Annotated in this window: 24 protein-coding genes; 6 read left to right on the top strand and 18 right to left on the bottom strand. The window is 62.2% G+C overall.

What is annotated here, in order from left to right:
- Positions 1–3: 3 nt before the first annotated feature.
- Both B5526_RS02325 and B5526_RS02330 read right to left on the bottom strand, forming a co-directional pair.
- Entirely contained in the window at positions 4–363 is a 360-nt protein-coding gene (locus B5526_RS02325; protein WP_079536551.1) for an Imm51 family immunity protein, read from the bottom strand.
- A 575-nt stretch (positions 364–938) separates the two neighbouring features.
- Positions 939–1,319 carry a TfoX/Sxy family protein gene (locus B5526_RS02330; protein WP_079536553.1) on the bottom strand — a complete coding sequence of 127 codons (381 nt, stop codon included), beginning with the start codon at positions 1,317–1,319 and terminating at the stop codon, positions 939–941.
- 122 nt (positions 1,320–1,441) lie between these two features.
- Here B5526_RS02330 and B5526_RS02335 point away from each other — a divergent pair, with 122 nt between their 5' ends.
- The 3 genes from B5526_RS02335 to B5526_RS02345 all read left to right on the top strand — a co-directional run bounded on the left by B5526_RS02335 (position 1,442) and on the right by B5526_RS02345 (position 3,209).
- Positions 1,442–1,933 (top strand): GNAT family N-acetyltransferase, encoded by a 492-nt coding sequence (locus B5526_RS02335; protein WP_079536555.1) that lies wholly within the window; start codon positions 1,442–1,444, stop codon positions 1,931–1,933.
- Positions 1,934–1,940: 7 nt separating this feature from the next.
- Positions 1,941–2,543, top strand: coding sequence for a DUF6151 family protein (locus B5526_RS02340; protein ID WP_283807595.1), 603 nt, complete (start codon positions 1,941–1,943; stop codon positions 2,541–2,543).
- A gap of 177 nt (positions 2,544–2,720) precedes the next feature.
- Positions 2,721–3,209: a hypothetical protein gene (locus tag B5526_RS02345; protein WP_079536558.1), complete on the top strand. Its 489-nt coding sequence runs from the start codon at positions 2,721–2,723 to the stop codon at positions 3,207–3,209.
- Between the two features lie 97 nt (positions 3,210–3,306).
- Here the strand turns inward: B5526_RS02345 and guaA are convergent, their stop codons facing one another.
- The 3 genes from guaA to B5526_RS02360 all read right to left on the bottom strand — a co-directional run bounded on the left by guaA (position 3,307) and on the right by B5526_RS02360 (position 6,864).
- Positions 3,307–4,902 carry a glutamine-hydrolyzing GMP synthase gene (guaA, locus tag B5526_RS02350; RefSeq protein WP_079536559.1) on the bottom strand — a complete coding sequence of 532 codons (1,596 nt, stop codon included), beginning with the start codon at positions 4,900–4,902 and terminating at the stop codon, positions 3,307–3,309.
- A gap of 202 nt (positions 4,903–5,104) precedes the next feature.
- On the bottom strand, positions 5,105–6,406 hold the full coding sequence (locus B5526_RS02355; protein WP_079536561.1) for an RsmB/NOP family class I SAM-dependent RNA methyltransferase: 1,302 nt from the start codon (positions 6,404–6,406) through the stop codon (positions 5,105–5,107).
- Between the two features lie 35 nt (positions 6,407–6,441).
- Complete coding sequence (locus B5526_RS02360) at positions 6,442–6,864, bottom strand: MAPEG family protein (RefSeq protein ID WP_079536563.1); 423 nt, start codon at positions 6,862–6,864, stop codon at positions 6,442–6,444.
- A gap of 173 nt (positions 6,865–7,037) precedes the next feature.
- Here B5526_RS02360 and B5526_RS02365 point away from each other — a divergent pair, with 173 nt between their 5' ends.
- A complete protein-coding gene (locus B5526_RS02365; RefSeq protein WP_433994617.1) occupies positions 7,038–7,751 on the top strand; it encodes an acriflavin resistance protein in 714 nt (237 codons plus the stop codon).
- Between the two features lie 83 nt (positions 7,752–7,834).
- On the opposite strand, the gene B5526_RS02370 is transcribed toward B5526_RS02365, so the two are convergent.
- A complete protein-coding gene (locus tag B5526_RS02370) occupies positions 7,835–8,146 on the bottom strand; it encodes a hypothetical protein (RefSeq protein WP_244562177.1) in 312 nt (103 codons plus the stop codon).
- A gap of 204 nt (positions 8,147–8,350) precedes the next feature.
- Between B5526_RS02370 and B5526_RS02375 the strand changes: the two genes are divergently transcribed.
- Positions 8,351–9,178: a metallophosphoesterase family protein gene (locus tag B5526_RS02375; protein WP_079536567.1), complete on the top strand. Its 828-nt coding sequence runs from the start codon at positions 8,351–8,353 to the stop codon at positions 9,176–9,178.
- Between the two features lie 3 nt (positions 9,179–9,181).
- On the opposite strand, the gene B5526_RS02380 is transcribed toward B5526_RS02375, so the two are convergent.
- From B5526_RS02380 to B5526_RS39670, 7 genes are all read right to left on the bottom strand, one after another.
- Positions 9,182–11,452 carry a spermidine synthase gene (locus B5526_RS02380; RefSeq protein WP_079536568.1) on the bottom strand — a complete coding sequence of 757 codons (2,271 nt, stop codon included), beginning with the start codon at positions 11,450–11,452 and terminating at the stop codon, positions 9,182–9,184.
- Position 11,453: 1 nt separating this feature from the next.
- Complete coding sequence (locus B5526_RS37330; RefSeq protein WP_154071092.1) at positions 11,454–11,624, bottom strand: hypothetical protein; 171 nt, start codon at positions 11,622–11,624, stop codon at positions 11,454–11,456.
- A gap of 171 nt (positions 11,625–11,795) precedes the next feature.
- The gene (locus B5526_RS02385; RefSeq protein ID WP_079536570.1) at positions 11,796–12,821 is read right to left on the bottom strand and encodes an NADP-dependent oxidoreductase; all 1,026 of its coding nucleotides are present in this window, start codon (positions 12,819–12,821) and stop codon (positions 11,796–11,798) included.
- Between the two features lie 137 nt (positions 12,822–12,958).
- A complete protein-coding gene (guaB, locus tag B5526_RS02390; protein ID WP_079536572.1) occupies positions 12,959–14,455 on the bottom strand; it encodes an IMP dehydrogenase in 1,497 nt (498 codons plus the stop codon).
- Positions 14,456–14,629: 174 nt separating this feature from the next.
- Positions 14,630–14,878, bottom strand: a complete 249-nt coding sequence (locus B5526_RS02395) for a hypothetical protein (protein ID WP_079536573.1) — start codon at positions 14,876–14,878, stop codon at positions 14,630–14,632.
- Positions 14,879–15,564: 686 nt separating this feature from the next.
- The gene (locus B5526_RS02400; protein ID WP_079536575.1) at positions 15,565–15,975 is read right to left on the bottom strand and encodes a helix-turn-helix transcriptional regulator; all 411 of its coding nucleotides are present in this window, start codon (positions 15,973–15,975) and stop codon (positions 15,565–15,567) included.
- A 9-nt stretch (positions 15,976–15,984) separates the two neighbouring features.
- On the bottom strand, positions 15,985–16,083 hold the full coding sequence (locus tag B5526_RS39670) for a type II toxin-antitoxin system RelE family toxin (RefSeq protein WP_154071093.1): 99 nt from the start codon (positions 16,081–16,083) through the stop codon (positions 15,985–15,987).
- A 317-nt stretch (positions 16,084–16,400) separates the two neighbouring features.
- On the opposite strand from B5526_RS39670, the gene B5526_RS02410 reads away from it, so the two are divergent.
- On the top strand, positions 16,401–17,876 hold the full coding sequence (locus B5526_RS02410; RefSeq protein WP_079536576.1) for a DHA2 family efflux MFS transporter permease subunit: 1,476 nt from the start codon (positions 16,401–16,403) through the stop codon (positions 17,874–17,876).
- Between the two features lie 125 nt (positions 17,877–18,001).
- Here the strand turns inward: B5526_RS02410 and B5526_RS02415 are convergent, their stop codons facing one another.
- The 5 genes from B5526_RS02415 to B5526_RS02435 all read right to left on the bottom strand — a co-directional run bounded on the left by B5526_RS02415 (position 18,002) and on the right by B5526_RS02435 (position 22,325).
- Positions 18,002–18,742, bottom strand: a complete 741-nt coding sequence (locus tag B5526_RS02415; RefSeq protein WP_154071094.1) for a hypothetical protein — start codon at positions 18,740–18,742, stop codon at positions 18,002–18,004.
- 386 nt (positions 18,743–19,128) lie between these two features.
- The gene (locus tag B5526_RS02425) at positions 19,129–19,998 is read right to left on the bottom strand and encodes a lytic transglycosylase domain-containing protein (RefSeq protein WP_244562178.1); all 870 of its coding nucleotides are present in this window, start codon (positions 19,996–19,998) and stop codon (positions 19,129–19,131) included.
- Between the two features lie 92 nt (positions 19,999–20,090).
- Positions 20,091–20,333: an ABC transporter substrate binding protein gene (locus B5526_RS39365; protein ID WP_154071095.1), complete on the bottom strand. Its 243-nt coding sequence runs from the start codon at positions 20,331–20,333 to the stop codon at positions 20,091–20,093.
- Positions 20,334–20,348: 15 nt separating this feature from the next.
- On the bottom strand, positions 20,349–21,059 hold the full coding sequence (locus tag B5526_RS02430; RefSeq protein WP_079536581.1) for an RlmE family RNA methyltransferase: 711 nt from the start codon (positions 21,057–21,059) through the stop codon (positions 20,349–20,351).
- A gap of 168 nt (positions 21,060–21,227) precedes the next feature.
- On the bottom strand, positions 21,228–22,325 hold the full coding sequence (locus B5526_RS02435; RefSeq protein WP_079536583.1) for a Ppx/GppA phosphatase family protein: 1,098 nt from the start codon (positions 22,323–22,325) through the stop codon (positions 21,228–21,230).
- Positions 22,326–22,509 lie beyond the last annotated feature (184 nt).

Below are 22,509 nucleotides of genomic sequence, written 5' to 3' on the forward strand. Positions count from 1 at the left end.
AGATCAATCAAGCTCGGCGCGGGACAACAGATCTCGGAGGATTTCATCGCTCTCAAACGCCGCCAACATAACCGTGGCGAGACGTTCCAGCGCCGGACGCGCTCCGCCGGCTGAGAACATTCCCGCCTCGGGATCAAAGGAAATATTGCTTTGCAGGTCAGGCAGTTGCTCAGTCAGCAACACCTGAGCGATGGAAGTCCAATCATAGCCGCTGCCGATCCAGCCTTCGGCTTTCCGCTCTTCGAAGACGTGCGCCTTCGCAATCATGTCACGGTCGGTAAGGATGAGTGATTTATGTTTTCCACGATCCACCAAGATGAACGGAGCATAGCTGCTCTTATCCGTTCGGTCGCTATCTGGCATTTGCTGTGATATCTCCGAATACTATGCTGGATGACAACAACAATCCGTTCAACGTCTATTGTCAGTTCGGCTCGACCGTGACGGCGACTCGGGAGGCGCACGGCGCTCCGGTTCGGCATCCCACCCTTACACTCCCATTCGATTATTCTGACGCACGCTAACACGCCGATCTATCGGAGCAACTTTCTTCTGCGTACGGCCAAAGCCCGCCGCCCGATCCGTCAGAAATTTCGGCTAATGATTTTGAAGGCAAATTTTCGCGCTTCGAAATCTACCGGGTTTCAGTCACTCCGGGTTTCAGTCACTATCGATATCGATTGGTCGATTTTTAGCATCTCCGGCGACGACGGTGTTGTCGACCTAGTGGCTGAAAAATATCGTCAGCCCGGCATGACCCCCGCGAACTCTATCGCTGTGCAACTCCGAGATGAATCAAGAAAAAATCGGCGAACGCGTGGGTGTTGCCTGGAGGTTGGCCCTCTTCGCCCCTTCTGATCTATTATTCAGTCGTTTGCCCGCTGATACAGAACCACCAGCAGAAGGGGGATGAGGACGATTGAGGCATGGAAAAGGAGTCAACGCCGCCGCGGGGATGTTCGCCCTGGCGCCGTCCGTTCCCTCTTCGCCGCGACCCGACCGGCCGCCGCCAGCGCGGTTCGCGCCCACGTGACAAGCTCATCGGGTTCGTCGAACAGCCGCTCCGGCGCGCGCCAAAAGGAGAGGTCTATGGTGCGGCCCTTCTTCCCGTAATTGAGCGGGGGAAACGGCTCGGCTTCCTCGAAGGCTGCCCGGTTGTGTTCATCAACCCGGAAGTACAGGGTGTCGTTAGTCACCATCCCGAACATCACACCGTCGCAGAACACGCCGGTCTTGCCGAACATACGCCGCATGGTCACGCGGCCGAGCGGAGCGAGTTGCTCGCGCAGGAACTCCGCAAAGCTGTCGCTGGCAACCATCCTCCATCCTCAGTCCTGGCCCGGCGGTCTCAACTCTGGCAGGATAGCAGTGACGATGGTCCAATAGTTGCCTTTATCAACTCTCATTTGCAACCGACGCGCGGTTTAGTTCGGGGAGCGACATGGATATCCGTCCGGACGATCTTTCCAGTGCCGCCAGCCAAGCGCTCTTGCGCCTGCATCTTGAAGGCATGCACGCCAACTCGCCACCCGGCCACGTGTTTGCTCTCGACTATTCCGGTCTCAAGGCGCCGGACGTCACCGTTTGGACCGTCTGGGAAGGCAACGAGGCCTGCGGGATCGGCGCGCTTCGGCAGATCGATGCGCACTCGGCTGAGGTGAAGTCGATGCGCACGCACCCCGACCACGTCGGACGCGGAGTGGGCACCGCGATACTCGAACATATCATCGCCGAGGCACGAAGGCGCGGCGTCCGCAGACTGAGCCTCGAGACCGGCAGCGGTCCGGCGTTCGAACCCGCGCTCGCGCTCTACCGCAAGCATGGTTTTGTCGACGGCGGACCATTCGACTATTATGCGCAGAGCGAGTTCAATCAGTTCCTCCACCTTGAGCTGGACTCTGTGTCGACAGGGGCCCGCGTCCGCCTGAAGTGAGCCTCCCATGCCCTTGGACTTTCCGCTTCGGTGCCGGTGCGGCCGCATGCGCGGCGTCGCAAGCAACGTCTCCCCATCCACCGGCTTCCGCTTCATCTGCTACTGCAGGGATTGCCAGGCGTTCGCGCGTTTCCTCGATCGGGCGGACGTGCTCGACCCCGCGGGCGGAACGAACATCTTCCACATGCCGCCCGCGCGCGTGAAGCTCACCGCGGGCACAGACGCCATGCGCTGCCTGCGCTTCTCCAACAGGGTCTTGCGCTGGTACACCGAATGTTGCCGGACGCCGATTGCCAACAGCGCCGCTGGGCCGGGCTTCCCGGTCGTCGGCGTAATTCATTCCTTCATGGACCAGGAGGCCGACAGTCGTTCCCTGGACGAGGCGCTCGGTCCGCCGATCTGCAGCATCTACGAACGCTCCGCAGTCGGGCCGCTCCCGCCTAACGCGCCCGGTCCGCCGTCTGTCGGGGTTTTCGTCCGCCGTGCGCCAAAGTTGCTCGGCTGGTGGATGCGCGGGCTCGGTCGGCCCACACCGTTCTTCGACGATCGGACCAAGGCTCCGCGCGCCGTGCCGCGCGTGCTGACGCCGAGCGAGCGCGCCGCTCTTTGATCCGCTTGGTCACTCGATTTGTAAATTCGGCCATCTCAAAGCCGAGCACCGCATGGGCCGCAACTATCTCAATCCAGCGTGAGATCGACGTTCTTCACGGCCGACTTTGAATATGCTAAGCGGCTTTACTTACGTCGGCCGACATTGCCGTCGAAAATTCTGTAGCAGGAGGCGAGCGTGGAAAGGCACCGCACGGGTGGAATGACCGCGATAGCCGTCCTCACCATCATCTTCGGCGGTCTCGGGATCCTTAACGGGCTGTTCCAGGTTCTCCATTTCCTCGTCCTGATGTACGAGTTATTGCGGGTAGGCCTTTTCGAGATCCCCGTAGCCCCCTTGACGTTCTCTCTTCTGAGTTTGGCAACGGGCATCGTCGGGCTAATCACAGGTATCGGAATGTTCGCACTGCGCCCATGGGCGCGCGCATTGAGCCTTGTGTACGGTGGATTGTTGATCCTATCGTCCGTCTTTTCCTTCTTTACCCTCCCTATCATAGCTTCGATAGGTACTTACGACATAGGTTCGATTGGTGCTTCCGGCCTGGCACGATTAATAATATTTAGCGTAATATACCTTGTATTACCCGTGCTTTATCCGCTTCTTTTATGTGTAGTTTTCTTCAGCCCTGCATGGAAGATCACCTTTGCGAAAGGCCGGACGGCATAGCGCAGCGTGGGTCGACGATCAAGATTTGCGCGCGCCCGATGCGCAATACCGCAGCTAATACGCTGCTCTATCCCACTCTATTCCATAGTACTCCCCGTCACTCCCACTCGATCGTCCCCGGCGGCTTTGACGTCACGTCATAGACCACGCGGTTGACGCCCTTGACCTCGTTGATGATGCGGGTCGCGGTTTCGCCTAAAAACTTCATGTCGAAGGAATAAAAATCGGCGGTCATGCCGTCGGTCGAGGTGACCGCGCGCAGGCCCACGACGTATTCATACGTGCGGCCGTCGCCCATCACGCCCACCGTCTTGACCGGCAGAAGCACCGCAAACGCCTGCCAGATATTGTCGTAGAGGCCGGCCTTGCGGATCTGGTCGATATAGACGGCATCCGCATTGCGCAGGATGTCGAGTTTTTCGCGTGTGATCTCGCCGGGGCAGCGGATGGCGAGGCCCGGGCCGGGGAATGGATGGCGGCCGACGAAAATTTCCGGCAGGCCGAGCTCGCGGCCGAGCACGCGCACCTCGTCCTTGAACAGTTCGCGCAAGGGCTCGACCAGCTTCATGTTCATGCGCTCAGGGAGGCCGCCGACATTGTGGTGCGATTTTATGGTCACCGACGGGCCGCCGGTGAAGGAAACGCTTTCGATCACGTCGGGATAGAGCGTGCCTTGCGCCAGATACTCCGCGCCACCGATCTTTTTTGCTTCAGTGTCGAACACATCGATGAACAGGCGGCCGATGGTTTTGCGTTTTTGTTCGGGGTCGCTGACGCCGGCAAGTTCGCCCAGGAATTGCTTTGACGCGTCAACGTGAACGAGCGGGATGTTGTAGTGATGCCGAAAGAGATCAACCACGGTCTCGGCCTCGTTGAGCCGCAGCAGGCCGTGATCGACGAACACGCAGGTGAGCTGATCGCCGATCGCCTCATGGATCAGCACGGCCGCGACCGCGGAATCGACGCCGCCGGACAGGCCGCAGATCACCCTGCCCGGGCCTACCTGATTGCGGATTTTCTCGATCGCCTCCTCGCGAAACGCGCGCATGGTCCAGTCGCCGGCAAGCCCTGCGACCTTGCGCACAAAATTGCGGATCAGCTTGGCGCCGTCGGGCGTGTGCACGACTTCGGGATGGAACATCAATCCGTAATATTTGCGCTTCTCGTCTTGAATGACCGCAAACGGCGCGTTGGCGCTTGTACCGGCGACGGCAAAACCCGGCGGCATTTTGGTGATGCGGTCGCCATGGCTCATCCACACCGGATGGCGCTCCCCGGTCGACCAGGTGGAATCGAACAGCTGGCTCGCGGCCTTGACCTCGACATCGGCGCGGCCGAATTCTCTGGCGTGGCCGCCTTCGACTTCGCCGCCGAGTTGGGCCGCCATGGTCATCTGGCCGTAGCAGATGCCGAGCACGGGAACGCCGGAATCGAAGATTAATTGCGGCGCGCGCGGCGAGCCCTTTTCGTGCACCGATTCCGGACCGCCGGAGAGGATCACCGCCTTCGGCTTCATCTCCTTGAACGCAGCTTCCGCCTTCTGGAACGGCACGATCTCGGAGTAGACGCCCTCTTCGCGCACCCTCCGCGCGATCAGTTGCGTGACCTGGCTGCCGAAATCGACGATCAGAATCTTGTCATGCGCCGAGGCCGTGGGGGCGCTCTGCTCGCGGGCTGGCTGTGCTGCTGTCATGGGAAGGAAGTAAACGACGGGGGGCGGTCCCGCAACCCTTAGGGAGCCGTCCACCAGCCGTCATTGCGAGCGAAGCGAAGCAATCCACGCTTTTTTGCCCGGAGGGATGGATTGCTTCGTCGCATCCGCCTTCGCCCGAAGGCGGGGCTTCGGCGGACAAGAGGGCTCCTCGCAATGACGGTGGATAGGTCACGGGCTCAGGCTATGCCTGCCTTCTGAGCACCGACACGAAAAACCCGTCGGTTCCCGTGCGGCGCGGGGTCATCAACAGCCCCTCCGGCGACTGCAGCGTGGCGGCGGTAAATTCCTCCGCTTTGTCCCACAGGGCGGTCGCGACTTGGGCCGGCGGCACCACGGCGAACTCCGGATGGCGGCCGATAAAGGCGCGGACTTGCCCGGCGTTTTCCGGCGGCAGCACCGAGCAGGTGATATAGGCGATCCGCCCGCCCGGTTTTATCAGGGGCGCGGCGCGGTCCAGCACCTCGATCTGGTCCTTCAGCCGCACCTCCAGCGCCCCGGGCCGCATCCGCCATTTGGCATCGGGATTGCGCCGCCAGGTACCGGTTCCCGTGCAGGGGGCGTCGATCAGGACCAGGTCGGCGGAGGCCCGGATGTCGGAGAGCGTATCGCCCTCGCCCTTGGGAGTGCGGACATCGGCGTTGTGGACGCCGGCGCGGGATAGCCGCTCGTGGATCGGCGCAAGCTGGCGCTTGTCGTGATCGGTCGCGATCAGCCTTCCCTTGCCCTGCATCATCGCGGCAATGGCAAGCGTCTTGCCGCCGGCGCCGGCGCAGAGGTCGATCACCTGCTCGCCGGGTTTTGCCGCCGACAATAGCGCCGCGAGCTGCGAGCCCTCGTCCTGCACTTCGATGGCGCCCTTGATAAAATCCTCCTCGGCATGGATGCCGGGATTGCGCGCGTCGGCGCCGAGCTCGATGCGAAGCCCGAGCGGCGACCACGGCGTCGGCTGCGCGCCGAGATGTTTTAGCGAAGAGAGAACCTTCTCGCGTTTGGCCTTCAGGCTGTTGACGCGGAGATCGAGCGGCGCGCGGCTCGCCATCGCGGCTGCTTCCGCGGCGCGGTCATCGCCAAAGGCCTGCGCCAGATATGGATCGAGCCATTCCGGATAATCGCCGGCAATGTGCGCCGGCGCATCGATAAGCGAGCGCGTGGTGAGCGCGGCGCGCTCGCGCTCGCTGAGCGGCTCCGGCGCAAAGCGCCCGCCATCGCACAACGCGGCGATATCATCGACATTCATGCCGCGTTCGAGCTTCAGCATGCCGAGCGTGCGTGCCCGCGGCGTATCCTCCTCCATGATCCAGGCGCTCGACGCACGACGCCGCAGCACGTCCCAGATCAGCCCGGAGATCGCGGCGCGATCGCCCGATCCCGCGTAGCGATGCGCGGTGCCCCATTCCTTCAGCGCCTTCGCCGCCGGGATGCGCTGGGCATCGATGGTCTCTATCAGTTCGATGGCCGCGGAGAGCCTGGCTGCGGGAGTCATTTATAGCTTTCAGTACGAGGACAACGAGGCGCGCGTCAAATCAGCAGCAAAATCTTCAGCGCGAAGTAAATCCACATCGCGAGCAGCACCAGCACACCGGCGAGCCATACCGTCGAGCGCTGCCCGAGATCGTTGGAGGTGACGAAAATCCCGGCATGCGCAAAGCGCGTGACCACGAACACCCACGACATCAGCACGATGAACAGATCGGCGTGACGCAACGGCATCGCCAGCGCGATCAGGATGTAAAACAACAGCGGCAGCTCGAACTGGTTCTTGTAGCAGTTGCCGATCTGGGTGGCGCGGTTAGGCCAGTTTGGCTGACCTAACGCGATATCCCTGATCTTGGTCTCGCCGCCGACCAGCGCGTTGCGGCGGGCGCCGACCATCCACAACAGGAGCGCAAATGTCAGCCCGATCAGGACGAAGACCGGCAGCAAAACCATTTGAATTGACATTGGAATTCCTCCCCAAGCCGATGCAGCCGCCCGCTATAGCCGCAGCACCTCTCCCTGACAACCAATCGTGACCGCAGCCGGATTGAACCATAATTAACTCTCCGGAGACTGATGTTAGTCAGTTCCCATGATTTCAGTCCGACTAGACTCTGACGCTACCGGCGAGCGCTGCGATGAACCTGTCCTCCCCGATCCTGACCGGCGCGGCCCACGCGGCCTCCTTTCCCGGCGATTCCGTGACCTCGTTCCTCAGGCTGGTCGGCGACAGCTGGGGCCTGTTCGCCGACGACAGCCCCGACGGCTCGCTCGGCATCGCGATGTCGGCCCTTGCCGGCGTCGCCGCGGCGCTGGCGGTCGCGATCGTTCTGTCGGTGTATTTTCGCAGCGGCTATCGCAGCCTGCGCGACATTCTCAAACACGGCCTGGCGACAGCCGCCGTCCTCGGCCTGCTTGCGTTTGTGGCCTACGACATGCGGCATGCGGCGCTGGCCTATCTCGGCATCAACGCGTCCAACCCCGCGGTCGAGTTCGAAATCCGGCTACCGAAGGCGGCGTTGTCCGATATCGCCGACACCCAGATCGAGCTGCACACCGACCGCAACCAGACGCTGGCCCAGGTGCAGGGCGCGCTGGCGCCTGACGGCAACGGCCGCAGCGTGCTCAAGGGTTCGGTCGCGCTGGACTATCGCACCCGCGACCGCGTGGTGGTCGTGAACTTGCCGGGCAAGGCCCAGTGCGAGTTCAAGCTCCGGCTAGCGGCAAGCCCGAGCCGCTCCGAAGCGTTCGGACCATGGCACCTCGCCGACCGCGTCGCCGCCCCCGGCAAGGGCGAGGAAACGCGCCGCGAGCAGAACGACGCCTTTGCGATCCGCTATCGCGTGCTCTAAAGCATGATCCGGAAAAGTGGATACCGGTTTTCCGAAAAGATCATGCTCAAAAAAAGATAGAGCCACGATCGCTTGATCCGCCGCTAGATCTGAGCGGCATCCTTCAAATCTTGTTTGATTGCGGCGAGCAGCGATTGCAGCCGCTCAACGCTGGCAGGACGCGCTTTCAAAGCTTGCCTTGTCGGCGCTTTCATCGTCGGCAGTTGCGTCGTCGACAGTTGCGTCGTCGGCGCTTGCGTCGTCTGCAGTTGCGTCGTCGGCAGTTGCGTCGTCGGCAGCTGCGTCGCGGCGGGCTCAGGCCGTTCCTTGCCCTCGACGAAATCGCCGTGCAGAACGTCTTCGCGACGGCCCATCAGAAAGAGCGTCGCCCAATAACCGATCGCCAGCGCGATCACGCAAAAAATAATCAATTCAAACATCTGTCACGCCTATAAATTATCTTATTGTTTCAATCTCTTGGGGCCCTGGTCAAGCACCTGGGACGCTAGTCTGTTCTATTTGAAAACGATTGTGGCCTTTGGGCCACGCCCAGGCGCCGCCGGGCGACGGCGGATCTTCGTCTTCGTCGCGCCCTCCGAGGGGGCCGGAAGGAATGGTGCATGCCCGAATTTCGCCTGATCCAGATTTCCGACACCCACCTTGCCCGCCGCTACCAATCGCTGACCGACAATTTTCACCGCGTGAGCGAATATATCGACGCCAAACGGCCCGATCTCGTCGTCAACAGCGGCGATCTCGCCTTCAATGGCCCGACCAGCCGCGACGATCTCGAATTCGCCAAAACCCTGCATGCCGCACTCCCGGTCCCCTGCCGCGCCCTGCCCGGCAATCATGACATCGGCGACAACCCGACCGCGGTGGGTCCTGCGCCGTCTCAACCTGTCACGGAACAGACGAGGCAAGCCTATGTCGCCGCTTTCGGTGAGGACCGCTGGCGGTTCGAGGCCGCCGGCTGGCGGTTTGTCGGACTTAATTCGCTTGTGATGAACACCGCCCTTGCGAGCGAGGCCGAGCAGTTCGACTGGCTGGCGTCGCAGCTCGCGAGCGCCGGCGGCAAGCCGGTGGCGCTGTTCCTGCACAAGCCGCTGTTTCTCAATGCGCCCGATGATCCCGAGCTCGCCGCCACCTCGATCCGCTACGTGCCGATGCCGGCGCGCAGCCGCCTGATCAAGATGCTGGGTGCCGTCGACCTGCGGCTGGTCGCTTCAGGCCATGTCCATCAGCGCCGGGATTTTACCCATGCGCATGTCCGGCACATCTGGGCGCCGTCGGCCGGTTTTGTGATCTCGGATGCGCGGCAGGAGGTGATCGGCATCAAGGAGGTCGGGATGGTGGAGTACCGCTTCCAGCCCGACAGCTTTGAGGTGCTGCATGTGCGCGCGCCCGGCCAGGTCGATGTCGATGCGGATTCGCTATTGAAGAAGTAAAGATTACCAGCCGAATTTTTTGCGCAGCATGACCGTCAAAATATCGGAATAGTCGTCGCTCCAGGTCGCAGCCTTCGGGTCCGGCTGCAGGCGCGCCCATTTTCCGGCGATGCTTCCGGTATCGCCGGCGTCGCGCGCCAACACCACGACGCGGGCATTGGTTTTGAAGCCTTTGAGGAAATCGCCGGCGCTGTTGTCTTCCCGCAAGAAGGCCACAAGCCCCTGCGTCTGCGCGACGTTGGCCACGACCGGTGCGAGATCGAGGTGACGGTTGGAGATGTGCGCGACGATCACGCCATGCGGCGACAGTTTTGACAGATAGCCGGCAAACGCTTCGCGCGTCAGCAGATGAACCGGAATCGCGTCGGATGAGAAGGCATCCAGCACGATCAGATCGTAGCGGTCGCGCGAGGCCTCGAGCGTCAGACGCGCATCGCCAAGCACGATCGGCGTCTCGGGCGCGCAGCTCGACAGAAAGTCGAACCGACGCGGATCGCGGGCGATGCGGACCACCACCGGATCGATCTCGAAGAAGGTCCAGCGCTCACCCCTGTGGCTGAGACAGGCGAGCGTTCCGGTGCCGAGCCCGACCGCCGCCACGCGATCGAAGCCACCTTTCACGTCGCGCGCGGCGGCGATCGCCTCCGCGATCGGGCCGCCGGCGTAGTAATAGGTCAATGGGATCGGCGGCCCGCTGCGAGGGGTGCCATCGTCGTTCCGCAACAGCTGCGCCCCATGCATCGTGGTGCCGTGGTACAGCGCGCGCGCCCTGCCGTCGGCGACTTCGACGACCTTGTGGACGCCGAAGAAACTGCGCGCGGTCTCGATCGGGGCGATCCCCGGACGCCAGAACGCGGTCACGGCGAAACTTAGGATCGCCAGCGCAAAGAACCCCGCCGGCCGGCTGTGCTGGAACAGCATGCCAGCGGCCAACGCTGCCGATACGATCTGAAACCACATATCCCAGGTCGCCGGCAGATGCAGGCGCGTAAGATACCAGGCGAGCGTCAGCGCGGCGCTGAGCGCGAGCCATGGCAGTGCCTCGGCCAGCGCCTTGCGCGGGCCGCCGGCAAAGAAGCCGGGCATGCACAATAGCGCCGCCGCGACCAGGATCGGATATTCGTAATTGCCGTTGAACAGATACGGCGCCGCAAGGCCCGAGAAAGCGCCGCCGATGACGCCACCGGCCGAGGTGCACAGGTAAAACTCGGTCAGCCGGTGCGGTTTTGGCCTGATAGCATAGAGTTCGCCATGGCATGTCAGCGTCAGCATGGTGAAGGCTAAGAGGTTGAGTGCGATCGTCGTCACCCAAAAAACCCTCTCCCCGCCGATCAGGCTGACCGCGAGCGGCGCCACCACAAACGGGGTCAGCCGGACCACGGTCGCATGGGAGATGAAGGGGCGCTCGCGAAACACGGCGACGAAGGTGAGCAGATAAAGCGCCAGCGGCACCACCCACAGAAATGGCGCGGCGGCAATGTCCGTCGTCAGATGCGCGGTGACCGCGATCACGAGGCCGGAGGGAATGGCGGCCAGCCCGATCCAGCGCAGCCTCCGGCCCACGCTCGGCGCGTCGTCGCGCTCGACCTCGATTTTTGTCACAGCCGCAGCCGCGGTGCGCGCGGTCAGGAGCCCGACGGCGGCGATGAGCACCGCGAGAATGCCGAATCCGAGCGACCAGATGGCGGCCTGCGTCTTCAAGGTCAGCAGCGGTTCGACCACGACGGGATAGGCGAACAGCGCGGCAAACGAGCCGAGATTGGAAGCCGCATAGAGCACATAGGGGTTGCCGGCTTGCGGATGGCCACTTGCGGCGAACCAGCTCTGCAAGAGCGGCGCGCTCGCCGACAGCGTGAAGAACGGCAATCCGATCGAGACCGCGAACAGGCCGAACAGCCAGAACGCGATACCCTCCGACGGAGGCGCCCCCCAGCCGGAGGCGATCGCGATCGGCAGCGTCGTGGCGGTGGCGCCGATCAGAAGCAGATGAAACAGCGCCGCCCGGTGCGGCGACAACAGCCGCTCCAGCACATGGGCGTAGGCGTAGCCCGCGAGCAGGACGGTCTGGAAAAACACCATCGCCACCGACCACACGGCCGGCGCGCCGCCGAGTTTTGGCAGCACCATCTTGGCGAACATCGGCTGGATCGAGAACAATAGCAGCGCCGAAGCGAACAAGGTCAGCGCGTAAAGCGTGGGCGCGAACCGAACAGAAATCGCCTCCCGATCCGCAACCGGAATCACACGATCCGGCGCGTTTTCAAAAATAGACATGTCACGCCTGGCCGGCGCCGGCGGCCTGGCGAAGACCGGCGCCTTTGAGCGACAGCGACCTTCGCGAGAACAGCCAGGCGAGCGAGTAAAATCCCAGGGCGAGCAGATAGAGGAACGCAAATCCGAAATACATCGAATTATATTCCATCACGCCGCCGAACAGCGTGCCCATCAGGTTATAGGCAAAGGCGGTCGAGATGTTGATCGTGGCTTCGCCGCGTGCGTCAAATCGGAACAGTAGGCAGCTTTGCTTAAGAGGCTGTTACCGGGCGAGAGCCGATGCGGCCGCCTATCGTTCGATCTTTATGACGCATTAACAAACGCCGGCAAATTGCCGGTCGGATTACGCTTTGTCCGGGCCGACCCGCACCAATTGCTTGCCGAAATTGGCGCCCTTGAGAAGCCCCATGAACGCAGCCGGCGCGCTGTCCAGGCCGTCGGTGACGAACTCCTTGTACTTGACCTTGCCCTCGCGCACCCAGCCCGACATGTCGCGCAGGAAGTCGCCATGGCGCGCGGCGAAATCGCCGACGATGAAGCCGCGGATGGTCAGGCGTTTTGTCAGCACCGCGCGCATCATCGAGGCCGCCCATTTTGGGACCGTCGCCTCGGTGTCGTTGTAATGCGCGATCAGGCCGCAGACGGGAACACGCGCGAACGTGTTGAGCAGCGGAAACACCGCCTCGAACACCGCGCCGCCGACATTCTCAAAATAGACGTCGATGCCTTTCGGGCAGGCGTCCTTCAATTTCGCCGCGAGATCGGGATCGCGATGATCGAGGCAATCGTCAAAACCGAGTTCGTTTTTGACGTAATCGCATTTGTCCTTGCCGCCGGCGATGCCGATCGCCCGCGCGCCCTTGATTTTTGCGATCTGCCCGACCGCCGAGCCGACCGCGCCGGAGGCCGCCGCCACCACCACGGTTTCGCCGGCCTGCGGCTTGCCGATCTCCAAAAGGCCGGTATAGGCGGTCAGGCCGGGCATGCCGAGCACGCCGACCGCGGTCGAGACGGGTGCGAGCTTCGGGTCGATTTTTGCCAGTCCCTTGCCATCGGACAGTGCATGCGTCTGCCAGCCGGCGCGCGAAAGCACGATGTCGCCCTTGGCAAAGCCGGGATTGTTGGACGCGATGACCTCGGCCACCGTGCCGCCTTCCATGACGCCGCCGACCGGCACCGGCGCCGCATAGGACGGGCCGTCGTTCATACGCCCGCGCATATAGGGATCGAGCGACAGCCAGATGGTGCGCAACAGAACCTGGCCGTCGCCCGGGGGCGGCGCCGTGTAGTCCTCGATGCGAAAATCCGACGGTTTCGGCTCGCCGACCGGGCGAGAGGCGAGAACGACGCGTTTTGCGGATTGGGTCATTGTTGTTTCCTCCGGTTTTTGTTGCTTCCCGTCATTGCGAGGAGCGCAAGCGACGAAGCAATCCAGCTCTCTTCCGCGGCAATAATGGATTGCTTCGCTTGCGCTCGCAATGACGGTGCGCGCGGGGGGCCGAAGCCCTACACCCCGCCGGGATAGTTCGGCGCTTCCCGCGTGATGGTGACGTCGTGGACGTGGCTTTCGCGCAGGCCCGAGCCGGTGATGCGCACGAACTGCGCCTTGTCATGGAATTCGGCGAGATTTCTTGCGCCGACATATCCCATCGCGGCGCGCAGGCCGCCGGCGAGCTGATGCATGACGTTGCCGACCGGACCCTTGTAGGGCACCTGGCCCTCAATGCCCTCCGGCACCAGCTTCAGGGTGTCCTTGATGTCCTGCTGGAAGTAACGGTCGGCCGAGCCGCGCGCCATCGCGCCGACCGAGCCCATCCCGCGATAGGCCTTATACGAACGGCCCTGCCACAGAAACACTTCGCCCGGCGTCTCGTCGGTGCCGGCCAAGAGCGAGCCGACCATGGCGATGTCGGCGCCGGCGGCGAGCGCCTTGGCCAGATCGCCGGAATATTTGATGCCGCCGTCCGCAATCACCGGCACATCGGCTTTCTTTGCGGCTTCCACCGCATCCATGATCGCGGTCAACTGCGGCACGCCGACACCGGCGACGATCCGCGTGGTGCAAATCGAACCCGGCCCGATGCCGACCTTGATCGCATCGGCGCCCGCATCGATCAGCGCCTGCGCGCCCTCTTGGGTCGCAATGTTGCCGGCGATCACCTGCACGGCATTGGAGAGCCGCTTGATGCGGTTGACGGCTTCCAATACCCGCGAGGAATGGCCATGCGCGGTATCGACCACGATCAGGTCGACGCCGGCGTCGATCAATCGCTCGGTGCGTTCGTAACCGCCCTCGCCGACCGTGGTCGCGGCCGCGACGCGCAAACGCCCCTGCCCATCCTTGCAGGCGAGCGGGTGCGCGACCGCCTTTTCCATATCCTTCACAGTGATCAAGCCGACGCAGCGGTACTGGTCGTCGACCACCAACAGCTTCTCGATGCGGAATTTGTGCAGCATCCGCTTGGCTTCGTCCTGGCTGACGCCTTCGCGCACCGTCACGAGATTCTCGTGCGTCATCAGTTCGCTGATCTTCTGGTTCGGATCGGTGGCAAAACGCACATCGCGGTTGGTGAGGATGCCGACCAGTTTGCCCGGCACGCCCTTGGCCCCGCCGGTCACCACCGGAATGCCGGAAAAGCCGTGATCCTTCATCAGCGCCATCGCGTCCGACAGTTTTGCGTCGGGACCGATGGTGAGCGGATTGACCACCATTCCGGATTCGTACTTCTTGACCTGCCGCACCTGGGCGGCCTGGCCTTCGGGATCGAAATTGCGATGGATGACGCCGACGCCGCCGGCCTGCGCCATGGCGATCGCCATGCGCGCTTCGGTGACGGTGTCCATCGCGGAAGCAATGATCGGAATATTGAGCGCAATGGCGCGGGTGACGTGGGACCTTATATCGACCTCGGAGGGGAGGACATCCGAAAGGCCGGGTTTCAGCAGCACATCGTCGAACGTAAAGGCTTCGCGTATCCCGTGAAGTCCCTGCACAACCGCCATTGCCAACTCCGTTCAGCGGCCATTCGCCGCGCTAGAACCTAAGGGATGAACGCCGCCTTCGGCGATGCGGATGGCATCACCGTCGAATCGAGCCCATCGGTAGGGTTGGCGGTGGTCGATAGCATGCCCCCATGACAATTCAAAGGGGTCGAATCAAAGGCCGCAGCGCCTGTTTCAGCGCGGATAACCCGGCGGCGGGCCGCGCCGGCGGATCGCCTCGACCACCTCCCGATGCATGCGTTGTTCCCGCTTCATATGAACCGCGATCAGCGCGTGCGCCGACGGCACCAGCAGCAGAACGTGGAAAACCAGCCCCAGAATCACGCAAAACACGATCAGGACCAGGTTGAAAATCGCCGAAAATGGCTGCCCGTTCAAAAGCAGCCCAAGCGGCGGCACCAGCGCTGCGAGGATATAGATCATCGTCGGGTCTCCGGCGGCGGTATCACGCTGGATTTAGGTGGTATTCCGCTTTGGGCAATAGCCGAGCCAGCATCAAATCGCGGGGGTAGCGGGCTATTTTGATTGTGGCAACGTCGGAATTTCTTCTGCGCGGGCTAGCTGTCGTCGAAGAATACCGTCCGGATCAGACAAGAGGCCCGGATCGATCAACAATACTAGGTTCTTCCTGACATCGGACGGATTGCCTCCCTGCACAGCTTTTTCAATCTGAGAGAAAACAAATTTTTGGTTTTCTAGAGCAAGCTTCCGAAGCTCTATGTCCTGCTGAGCTTTGCCATTTGTCCACGTAATTAAAGCTGCCGCTATGGCGACGTTTGCGGTAATTACTGTGCTCAAGAACGCGGGAGAAGAAATGAAACGACTTCAACCCGCTTCATTTTTCGTTCAACTCTAATTTCTTCAACTCTAATTTCTTCAACTAAATATCCAGCCGTGAAATCTTCAGCTCTAGCCGCTCTTTTTCGTTCCCATTGTTCGGCGCATCGACGGATGGGTTTTGGTTTGTCACGCTTTTCCCTCCCAAGCTTACAGCACGTCAACGTTTCCAGAGTTCGTTAAATTAAGGCGGCGCAAAGGAGCCCACTACCATCGCGGGTGGTGCCTGGTGACACTGCCCAAACGCGGTTAGGATCGTCGGTCGTCTGAGCTTATTCGATCAAAATGTCTATCGGCACGCCCAGCGCGCGGGCGAATCTCTTCTGCAATTCGGCGGGTCCTTTGCGTCGGCCATTTTCGATCTCGGACAGGTAGTTCTGGCTGATGCCGACGGCCGCGGCCAGTTCGCCCTGAATCATGTCGCGCCATTCGCGGATGACGCGCACCGCGTTGTCGCCGTTTGCGAGGCGATCAGCGACGGCCTTTGGCAATGCGACCTCCCGGCCTTCCTTCAGCGCGCGCGCGGAATTCCGGACGATCCGGCTCGCGGCGGCATCCTCCTGCGCCTCGGCGGCAAGGACGACCAACCGATCATACTCGCTGCGTGGCAGCACGGCGAGATCGTCGCCGCCGGGCGTGTGGATGAACTGGACTTTGCTCTTTACGGTGCCGGCTTTTGCCATGATCTCCTCTCAGTGGTAAATTTCGCGGCGGTGTCCGACCGCGTGAATTGTAATGGTGTCGCCCTTGATCGTGAACAGGACACGCCAATCGCCGGAACGCAGGCGCATTCCGGCCGCGCCTTTGAGCGCCTTTCACATCGCCGTTGCCGGTCTCCGCAAATGCCTTCAATTTGAGGTCGATCTGGGCGCGTGTCGTCGCGGTCAATTTGCGCCACTGCCGGACCGCGGCGGAAGTGAACTCGATCTCTTTCACTTGGTGACTATCGCGTAATGCGATTAAAAAATCAACCATAATTTCGCATAATGCGATATATGGGCACTGCGCGTAAGGTCACGCAGTATTAGACCTCGCGCGACATCGGCAATAGCCTCCCGGGCAAGGGGGTGCTACAGCCCCCTGCTCCCGCCGGTTTCCTCGAATCTCCATGAACAAACAACGCCTGATTCCGCTCATCGTGGCTACCGCCCTGTTCATGGAGAACATGGATTCGACGGTCATTGCGACCTCGCTGCCGGCGATCGCGGCCGATATCGGCACCAGCCCTTTGACCCTGAAGCTTGCGATCACCTCGTATCTGTTGTCGCTTGCGGTCTTCATTCCGGCGAGCGGCTGGACCGCCGATCGTTTCGGCGCCCGGATGGTGTTCTCGATCGCGATTGCGGTTTTCATGGTGGGCTCGATCGGATGCGCGCTGTCCTCCTCGGTCACCGATTTTGTCATTGCGCGCATCCTGCAGGGCCTCGGCGGCGCGATGATGACGCCGGTCGGGCGGCTGGTGCTGTTGCGCTCGATCGACAAGAGCGCGCTGGTCAACGCGATGGCCTGGGTCACGGTGCCGGCGCTGATCGGGCCGGTGATCGGTCCGCCGCTCGGCGGTTTCATCACCACCTATTTCTCCTGGCACTGGATCTTCCTGATCAACATCCCGATCGGCCTGCTCGGCATCTTCATGGCGATGCGCTACATCGACCCGATCAAGAGCGAGAACCCCGAACGTTTTGATCTTTACGGGCTGCTGCTGGCGGGGATCGGGCTTGCCGGCATCGCGTTCGGGCTGTCGGTCGCCGGCCTCAGTCTGTTGCCCTGGACCATCGTCGCCGCGCTGGTCACGATCGGCACCATTTCAATGACGCTCTACGTGATCCACGCAAGGAGAACCGCGTCGCCGGTACTGGATTTCTCGCTGCTGCGGTTGGCGACGATGCGGGCCGCCATCATCGGCGGCTTCATGTTTCGCCTCGGCATCGGCGCGCTGCCGTTTTTGCTGCCGCTTCTGATGCAGGTCGGGTTCGGCCTGTCGCCGTTTCAATCGGGCCTTGTCACGTTCGCCTCCGCGGTGGGCGCGATGGGCATGAAGACGCTGGCCGCGCGTATCATACGCACCTTCGGCTTCCGGAACTTGATGACCATCAACGCCGTCGTCAGTTCGCTCTTCCTTGCCGCTTGCGCGCTGTTCACGGTGACCACGCCGCTGCTGCTGATCATGATCATCCTGGTGGTCGGCGGCTTCTTCCGCTCGCTGCAGTTCACCGCCATCAACACGGTCGCCTATGCCGAGATCGACCCGGCGCAGATGAGCCGGGCCACCACGCTCGTCAGCGTCAACCAGCAATTGGCGATTTCGGCCGGTGTCGCGGTCGGTGCGTTCTCGGTGGAAACCACGCTGATGCTGCATCACGCGACCGAGTTGACCGCCGATGCATTCGCGCCGGCCTTCCTGGTGGTCTCGATCATCTCGGCGGCGTCGGCCTATTTCTTCTGGCAGATGCCTGACGATGCCGGCCACGAAATCTCCGGCCGCCAGGCGGTCGAGATTTCCAGCCGCAAGGAAGCGGCCAAGGCCGTGGCGAAAGCCGCAAGCGAAACCACCGAAGACGCGCGGGATCAGAGATTGGGGTGAATCGCGAGTGTCAAAAGTCCATGAACGGACTCATGTACCGCAGAAAAAAACCCGTCGCGGCGCATTAGCGCGTCGCAACGGGGTACTAAGGATAAGCGCGGCGAAACAGCCGCTCGGCGTCTGCTCTAGGCGAGCACAACAAAGCTGTGAACAGCAGCAATCTGCTCGTGATGCTCTAATGCTTGCAAGGTGATCTCATAATGCTGGCCCGCATCCAGACGGTGCGACCCAAAATCATCAAACGCATGGAACGCCAAATTCACTGAATTTTCCGCCTGTGAGGCAACGACGCCGGGGCTTGCCGGGTGCGTGAAATCATCCCCGCCAAAACCGTGGGTCGGATTTTGCTCGCTGATCCAGACGTGGCTGCCGTCCTTGGCCAGATCGAACGTCTCGGAGTGCGTGCCGTTGGCCACCGTGATCCTGAAGTCGAACTGACTCAAAGTATGGTTGCCACCGCCGAGCTTCGTGTCTGCGCTGAAATCGAAGTTCCAGTTCGCCCGTGTCGGGGTCTGGAGGCCCGCCGCTTCCGTGTAGATCGGGTCTCCATGGCTATCGAAGGTCGGCGTCTGATCACCAATCCCGCCGCGCTGATGGACTTTCAGGCCGACTTCGACGTGCTCCTTCGCATTATCCGCGATCTCGTAGCCGGTCGCCAGGTTTCCATTTCCGAAATACATCTGACCGGGATGCGTAGGATCGATGGCATTGGCGTCAAGCGTGCCGTACCGATGGACCGAAGCATCGTCATTGCCATCTTCACGGCCCCGGTGTTCGCCGTCATCCCTGTGCTCGTTGTCACTGAGGTCTTGGCCGTAGTCGTGCTCGTTGCCATCGTCGTCGTAGTAGCCCCTATGTTTGGTCATGCATAATCCTCCCTGTGCGTAGCTTTATGCTACACGCCTGGATGGTACCTATGAAAGGAATGCATCCGCAACCCGTGATTGCGATTGATTCTCTCGGCAAGACCTTGCCATGAGCGGACCAACGCACCGCAGCAAACAGGAAGCCAGTCACCGGTGCATCGCGGCAAGATTGGCCACCGATGTCCGAGATGGGCCCACCACGTCGCCGTGAGGCGCGACCTCTTCCCCGTCATTGCGAGGAGCAACTTGTCCGCCATAGCTCAACGAGCGAAGGCGGAAGCTGCGAAGCAATCCATAATCGCGGAAACAAGGCTGGATTGCTTCGCGGAGCCTCCGTTGGGTCGCAAACGACGGTCGGGCTTTAGGTCAGCAAGCGATGGGAGTTTTCAGCGTGACGCCACGCGGTGCCATCTGGCCTCGATCCGCGCGTTGATGGCACGGATGCGGGCTTCGTGCGCGGCCCAGAAGGCCCGGCTGGCCGCGGGCGTGCCCTGCCTGTACTGCGCGTAGACGTCCTTCGGTGAATTCAGCGCCGGCCTGGCCGAGATGTTGGCGAGCACCGAAGGTGGAATGATGGCGGGCGGCGTCGTTCCGCTCGCCAGCGGCGAGCCCAGCGCGGCGAGATGGAGTTTGGCCCGATTGCAATAGATTTGCGAACGTTTGGTCATGACCTCTTCGCCATGCCCGGCGCGATACTTCATCAAGGTGCGGCAAAGGTCGCCGTTGGCCAGGCGCCAGGCTTTGCTCAGATAGGTCACGCCGTAGTGAATATTGACTTCGGGTTTGGCGAGTTCTTCGGCGCTGCCTCGAAATCCCAGCATCGCCGCGGTGCCCGGCCTGATCTGCATCAAGCCGATCTCGCCGACACCACCGATCGCAGACGGGTTGTAGTTGCTCTCGACGTCGACGACCGCATCGGCGAGATCGGCCGGCAAGCCGGTGCTTCGAACTTCCTGCTCGACCATGGCGCGGACGGCCGCCCTGAACGAAGGCCCCAACTCGGTGGTCGACTTCGGCGCGTCCACGTTTGGCGCATCCGCCGGCTGCGGCTGTTCGGGAGGCTTCGGCTCGCTGACCGCAGCCGCGGCTGACTCCGGCGACGCCTTTTGGTCCGCGGCGTGAACCGCAGCGAAACTGACCATACCTGCCACAGCGGCAAGCAGAGCGCCGGCTAACATCCGCCGTGTCCAGAACGCGTGTCCTTCCAGCCGCCAATCGACGCAACCGGTTCCGATATGACGCGAATTGCTGCTCATCTGTCCGTCGCAAAAAACAAGATCGTACCGATCCAGCACAAGGACATTAACAAGCTCAAACGTTTCGAGCGAGTAAACAGATCTTGCGCTGTCTATTCGATGACCTCATCGGCAAGGAGTTGAAGCGTGCTGGGGATCGTCAAGTTAAGCGCGCGGGCGACCTTCATGTTTATAACCAGGGTGAACTTGCTCATCTGCTGAACCGGCAAATCGGCAGGCTTCTCACCCTCGAGAAGGCGCGTCGCGCTTTCCCAGAAACAACAGGCCGATCGAGGGAAGGTCTGGCTCGGCCGATGCAGCCAGCGGCCACGCCGTAACGCAACCGACGAGACCAATAAATTCGCGCCGTCTCATGCGCCCCCCTGCTCCGAGGTCAGCGCCTTCGGCTGCCCGCGAAAACCCATCGCCAGCACGTAGCGCTCGGAAGAGTCCTGCCGGCTCGATGCCGGCTTGACGTGCTTGACGGTCGCAAAATCGCGCTTGAGCTGGGTCATCAGCTCGGCATCGGCGCCGCTTTGAAACACTTTTGCGACAAACGTGCCGCCGGGATTCAAGACGTCGGCGGCGAAGGCGGCGGCGCCTTCGACGAGGCCGAGGATGCGGAGCTGATCGGTCTTGCGGTGACCGGTGGTGTTGGCGGCCATGTCGGACAGCACGACGTCCGCACGTCCCCCCATCATTTTGAGTATTTTTTCCGGCGCGTCCTCGGCCAAAAAATCGAGTTGCGCAAAGGTGACGCCCGGTATCTCCGGCATCGCCAACAGATCGATCGCAACCACCCTGCCCTTGCCATCGGCAGCGCCGACGCGTTTTGCCGCGATCTGGCTCCAACCGCCGGGCGCGGCGCCGAGATCGATCACGGATATGCCGCGCTTGAGGAAATGATGCTTGTCGTCGATCTCGAGCAATTTATAGGCCGCGCGCGAGCGAAAACCGTCGCGCTTGGCCTGCGCCACATAGGGATCGTTGAGCTGCCGCTCCAGCCAGAGCTTTGAGGACAGTTTTCGCTTGCCGCCGGTCTTGACCGTGACGTGCAGCCGCCCGGTGGTGTCTTTTGCCATGTCGCTTGTCACACATCCGGGCCGCATGGTTCGAGACGCGCGGCGTTGCCGCGCTCCTCACCATGAGGGTTTAGAGACCTCATCCTGAGGAGCATCGCGAAGCGATGCGTCTCGAAGGATGAAGCCACCGAACTGGAATAGCCTCTAACACATCGCTGGGTCTTGCGCCTATCGGCAAACGCCGATAGCGCCGTCCTCGCGCATCATCTCGACGAGCATGCCCTCACGCAGGCCGCGATCGGCGACGCGCAGCCGCTTGAGCGGAAATGCAGTGCGGATGGCGTCGAGAATGGCGCAGCCGGCCAGCACCAGGTCGGCACGCTCGACGCTGATGCAATTATTGCCGGCGCGCTCGGAATAACTCATGCGAAGCAGCCGCGCGACGGTCGCGGTGAGGTCCGCTTCGCTCATCCAGATGCCGTCGATCCGGCGGCGGTCGTAGCGCAGGAGATTGAGATGGACGCCGGCGAGCGTCGTCACCGTGCCGGAGGTGCCGAGCAGGTGCATACCCTCGAGATCGGCGCCGTGCTCGGCCGCGAACTGAGCAACGTGCTGCGCGACCTCCGCGACCATCTTCGCATAGGATTGCGTGGTGACGTCCCGGCCGCCGAAATGCTCGGCGAGGGTGACGACGCCGAGCGGGATCGACATCCAGGCCTTGATGCGAGGCGCTGTCTCCTGCTCGCCTGGGTCGCGCTCGATCCGCACCAGTTCGGTCGAACCGCCGCCGATGTCGAACAGGATGGCGCCGGTCCCTGCGGGATCGAGCAGCGGCGAGCAGCCGATGACCGCAAGCGCCGCTTCGGTCTCGCGATCGATCACTTCCAGCCGGATGCCGGTCTCGGCCGCGACCCGGTCGCGAAAACCTTCAGCATTCGATGCCGCGCGGCAGGCTTCGGTTGCGATCAGCCGCAGCCGTTTTGCCTTTTTGGACTGGATCTTGTCGCGGCAGATGCTGAGCGCGGCGATGGCGCGCTCGATCGCGGCCTCGCTGATGCAGCCTGTTGCGGAAACGCCTTCCCCGAGCCGGATGATCCGCGAGAACGAATCGACGACGCGAAATCCGTCGCCGGTCGGACAGGCGATCAGGAGGCGGCAATTATTGGTGCCCAAATCGAGCGCCGCGTAGACGCCGGCCTCCGCGGCCGGCGCGCTGACCGCGGCCGATCCCGGCAGGCCGCCGAGCGGACTGTCCACGCCAAGCGGCCCCTGCCCGTCGTCTCCGCGCGGCCCAAGGCCGCCGCGAAGCCGCGTGTCATCGTTCATTCAAAATGTCTTTCCGCGGCCAAATCGGGCCGATCTGGAATTTCTGTTCACGGAAACTTTAGCAGCGCGCGGGGGCAGCGCAACTGTCGTTCACATGGGACCATGCCTAATCAGGCGTTGTCGTGGGGGTTGCGGTGCGTTATCTCCGGGGAAGCGGCGAAATCGCCCCAAAAGCCGGACATTT

The organism is Bradyrhizobium lablabi (assembly GCF_900141755.1).
GTDB lineage: Bacteria > Pseudomonadota > Alphaproteobacteria > Rhizobiales > Xanthobacteraceae > Bradyrhizobium > Bradyrhizobium lablabi_A.

Coding starts and splice junctions, on each gene's coding strand:
- B5526_RS02325 (WP_079536551.1), bottom strand. CDS start 363: ATGCCAGATAGCGACCGAACGGATAAGAGCAGCTATGCTCCGTTCATC.
- B5526_RS02330 (WP_079536553.1), bottom strand. CDS start 1,319: ATGGTTGCCAGCGACAGCTTTGCGGAGTTCCTGCGCGAGCAACTCGCT.
- B5526_RS02335 (WP_079536555.1), top strand. CDS start 1,442: ATGGATATCCGTCCGGACGATCTTTCCAGTGCCGCCAGCCAAGCGCTC.
- B5526_RS02340 (WP_283807595.1), top strand. CDS start 1,941: ATGCCCTTGGACTTTCCGCTTCGGTGCCGGTGCGGCCGCATGCGCGGC.
- guaA (WP_079536559.1), bottom strand. CDS start 4,902: ATGACAGCAGCACAGCCAGCCCGCGAGCAGAGCGCCCCCACGGCCTCG.
- B5526_RS02355 (WP_079536561.1), bottom strand. CDS start 6,406: ATGACTCCCGCAGCCAGGCTCTCCGCGGCCATCGAACTGATAGAGACC.
- B5526_RS02360 (WP_079536563.1), bottom strand. CDS start 6,864: ATGTCAATTCAAATGGTTTTGCTGCCGGTCTTCGTCCTGATCGGGCTG.
- B5526_RS02365 (WP_433994617.1), top strand. CDS start 7,038: ATGAACCTGTCCTCCCCGATCCTGACCGGCGCGGCCCACGCGGCCTCC.
- B5526_RS02375 (WP_079536567.1), top strand. CDS start 8,351: ATGCCCGAATTTCGCCTGATCCAGATTTCCGACACCCACCTTGCCCGC.
- B5526_RS02380 (WP_079536568.1), bottom strand. CDS start 11,452: ATGTCTATTTTTGAAAACGCGCCGGATCGTGTGATTCCGGTTGCGGAT.
- B5526_RS37330 (WP_154071092.1), bottom strand. CDS start 11,624: ATGGGCACGCTGTTCGGCGGCGTGATGGAATATAATTCGATGTATTTC.
- B5526_RS02385 (WP_079536570.1), bottom strand. CDS start 12,821: ATGACCCAATCCGCAAAACGCGTCGTTCTCGCCTCTCGCCCGGTCGGC.
- guaB (WP_079536572.1), bottom strand. CDS start 14,455: ATGGCGGTTGTGCAGGGACTTCACGGGATACGCGAAGCCTTTACGTTC.
- B5526_RS02395 (WP_079536573.1), bottom strand. CDS start 14,878: ATGATCTATATCCTCGCAGCGCTGGTGCCGCCGCTTGGGCTGCTTTTG.
- B5526_RS02400 (WP_079536575.1), bottom strand. CDS start 15,975: ATGGCAAAAGCCGGCACCGTAAAGAGCAAAGTCCAGTTCATCCACACG.
- B5526_RS39670 (WP_154071093.1), bottom strand. CDS start 16,083: ATGCGCCTGCGTTCCGGCGATTGGCGTGTCCTGTTCACGATCAAGGGC.
- B5526_RS02410 (WP_079536576.1), top strand. CDS start 16,401: ATGAACAAACAACGCCTGATTCCGCTCATCGTGGCTACCGCCCTGTTC.
- B5526_RS02415 (WP_154071094.1), bottom strand. CDS start 18,742: ATGACCAAACATAGGGGCTACTACGACGACGATGGCAACGAGCACGAC.
- B5526_RS02425 (WP_244562178.1), bottom strand. CDS start 19,998: ATGAGCAGCAATTCGCGTCATATCGGAACCGGTTGCGTCGATTGGCGG.
- B5526_RS02430 (WP_079536581.1), bottom strand. CDS start 21,059: ATGGCAAAAGACACCACCGGGCGGCTGCACGTCACGGTCAAGACCGGC.
- B5526_RS02435 (WP_079536583.1), bottom strand. CDS start 22,325: ATGAACGATGACACGCGGCTTCGCGGCGGCCTTGGGCCGCGCGGAGAC.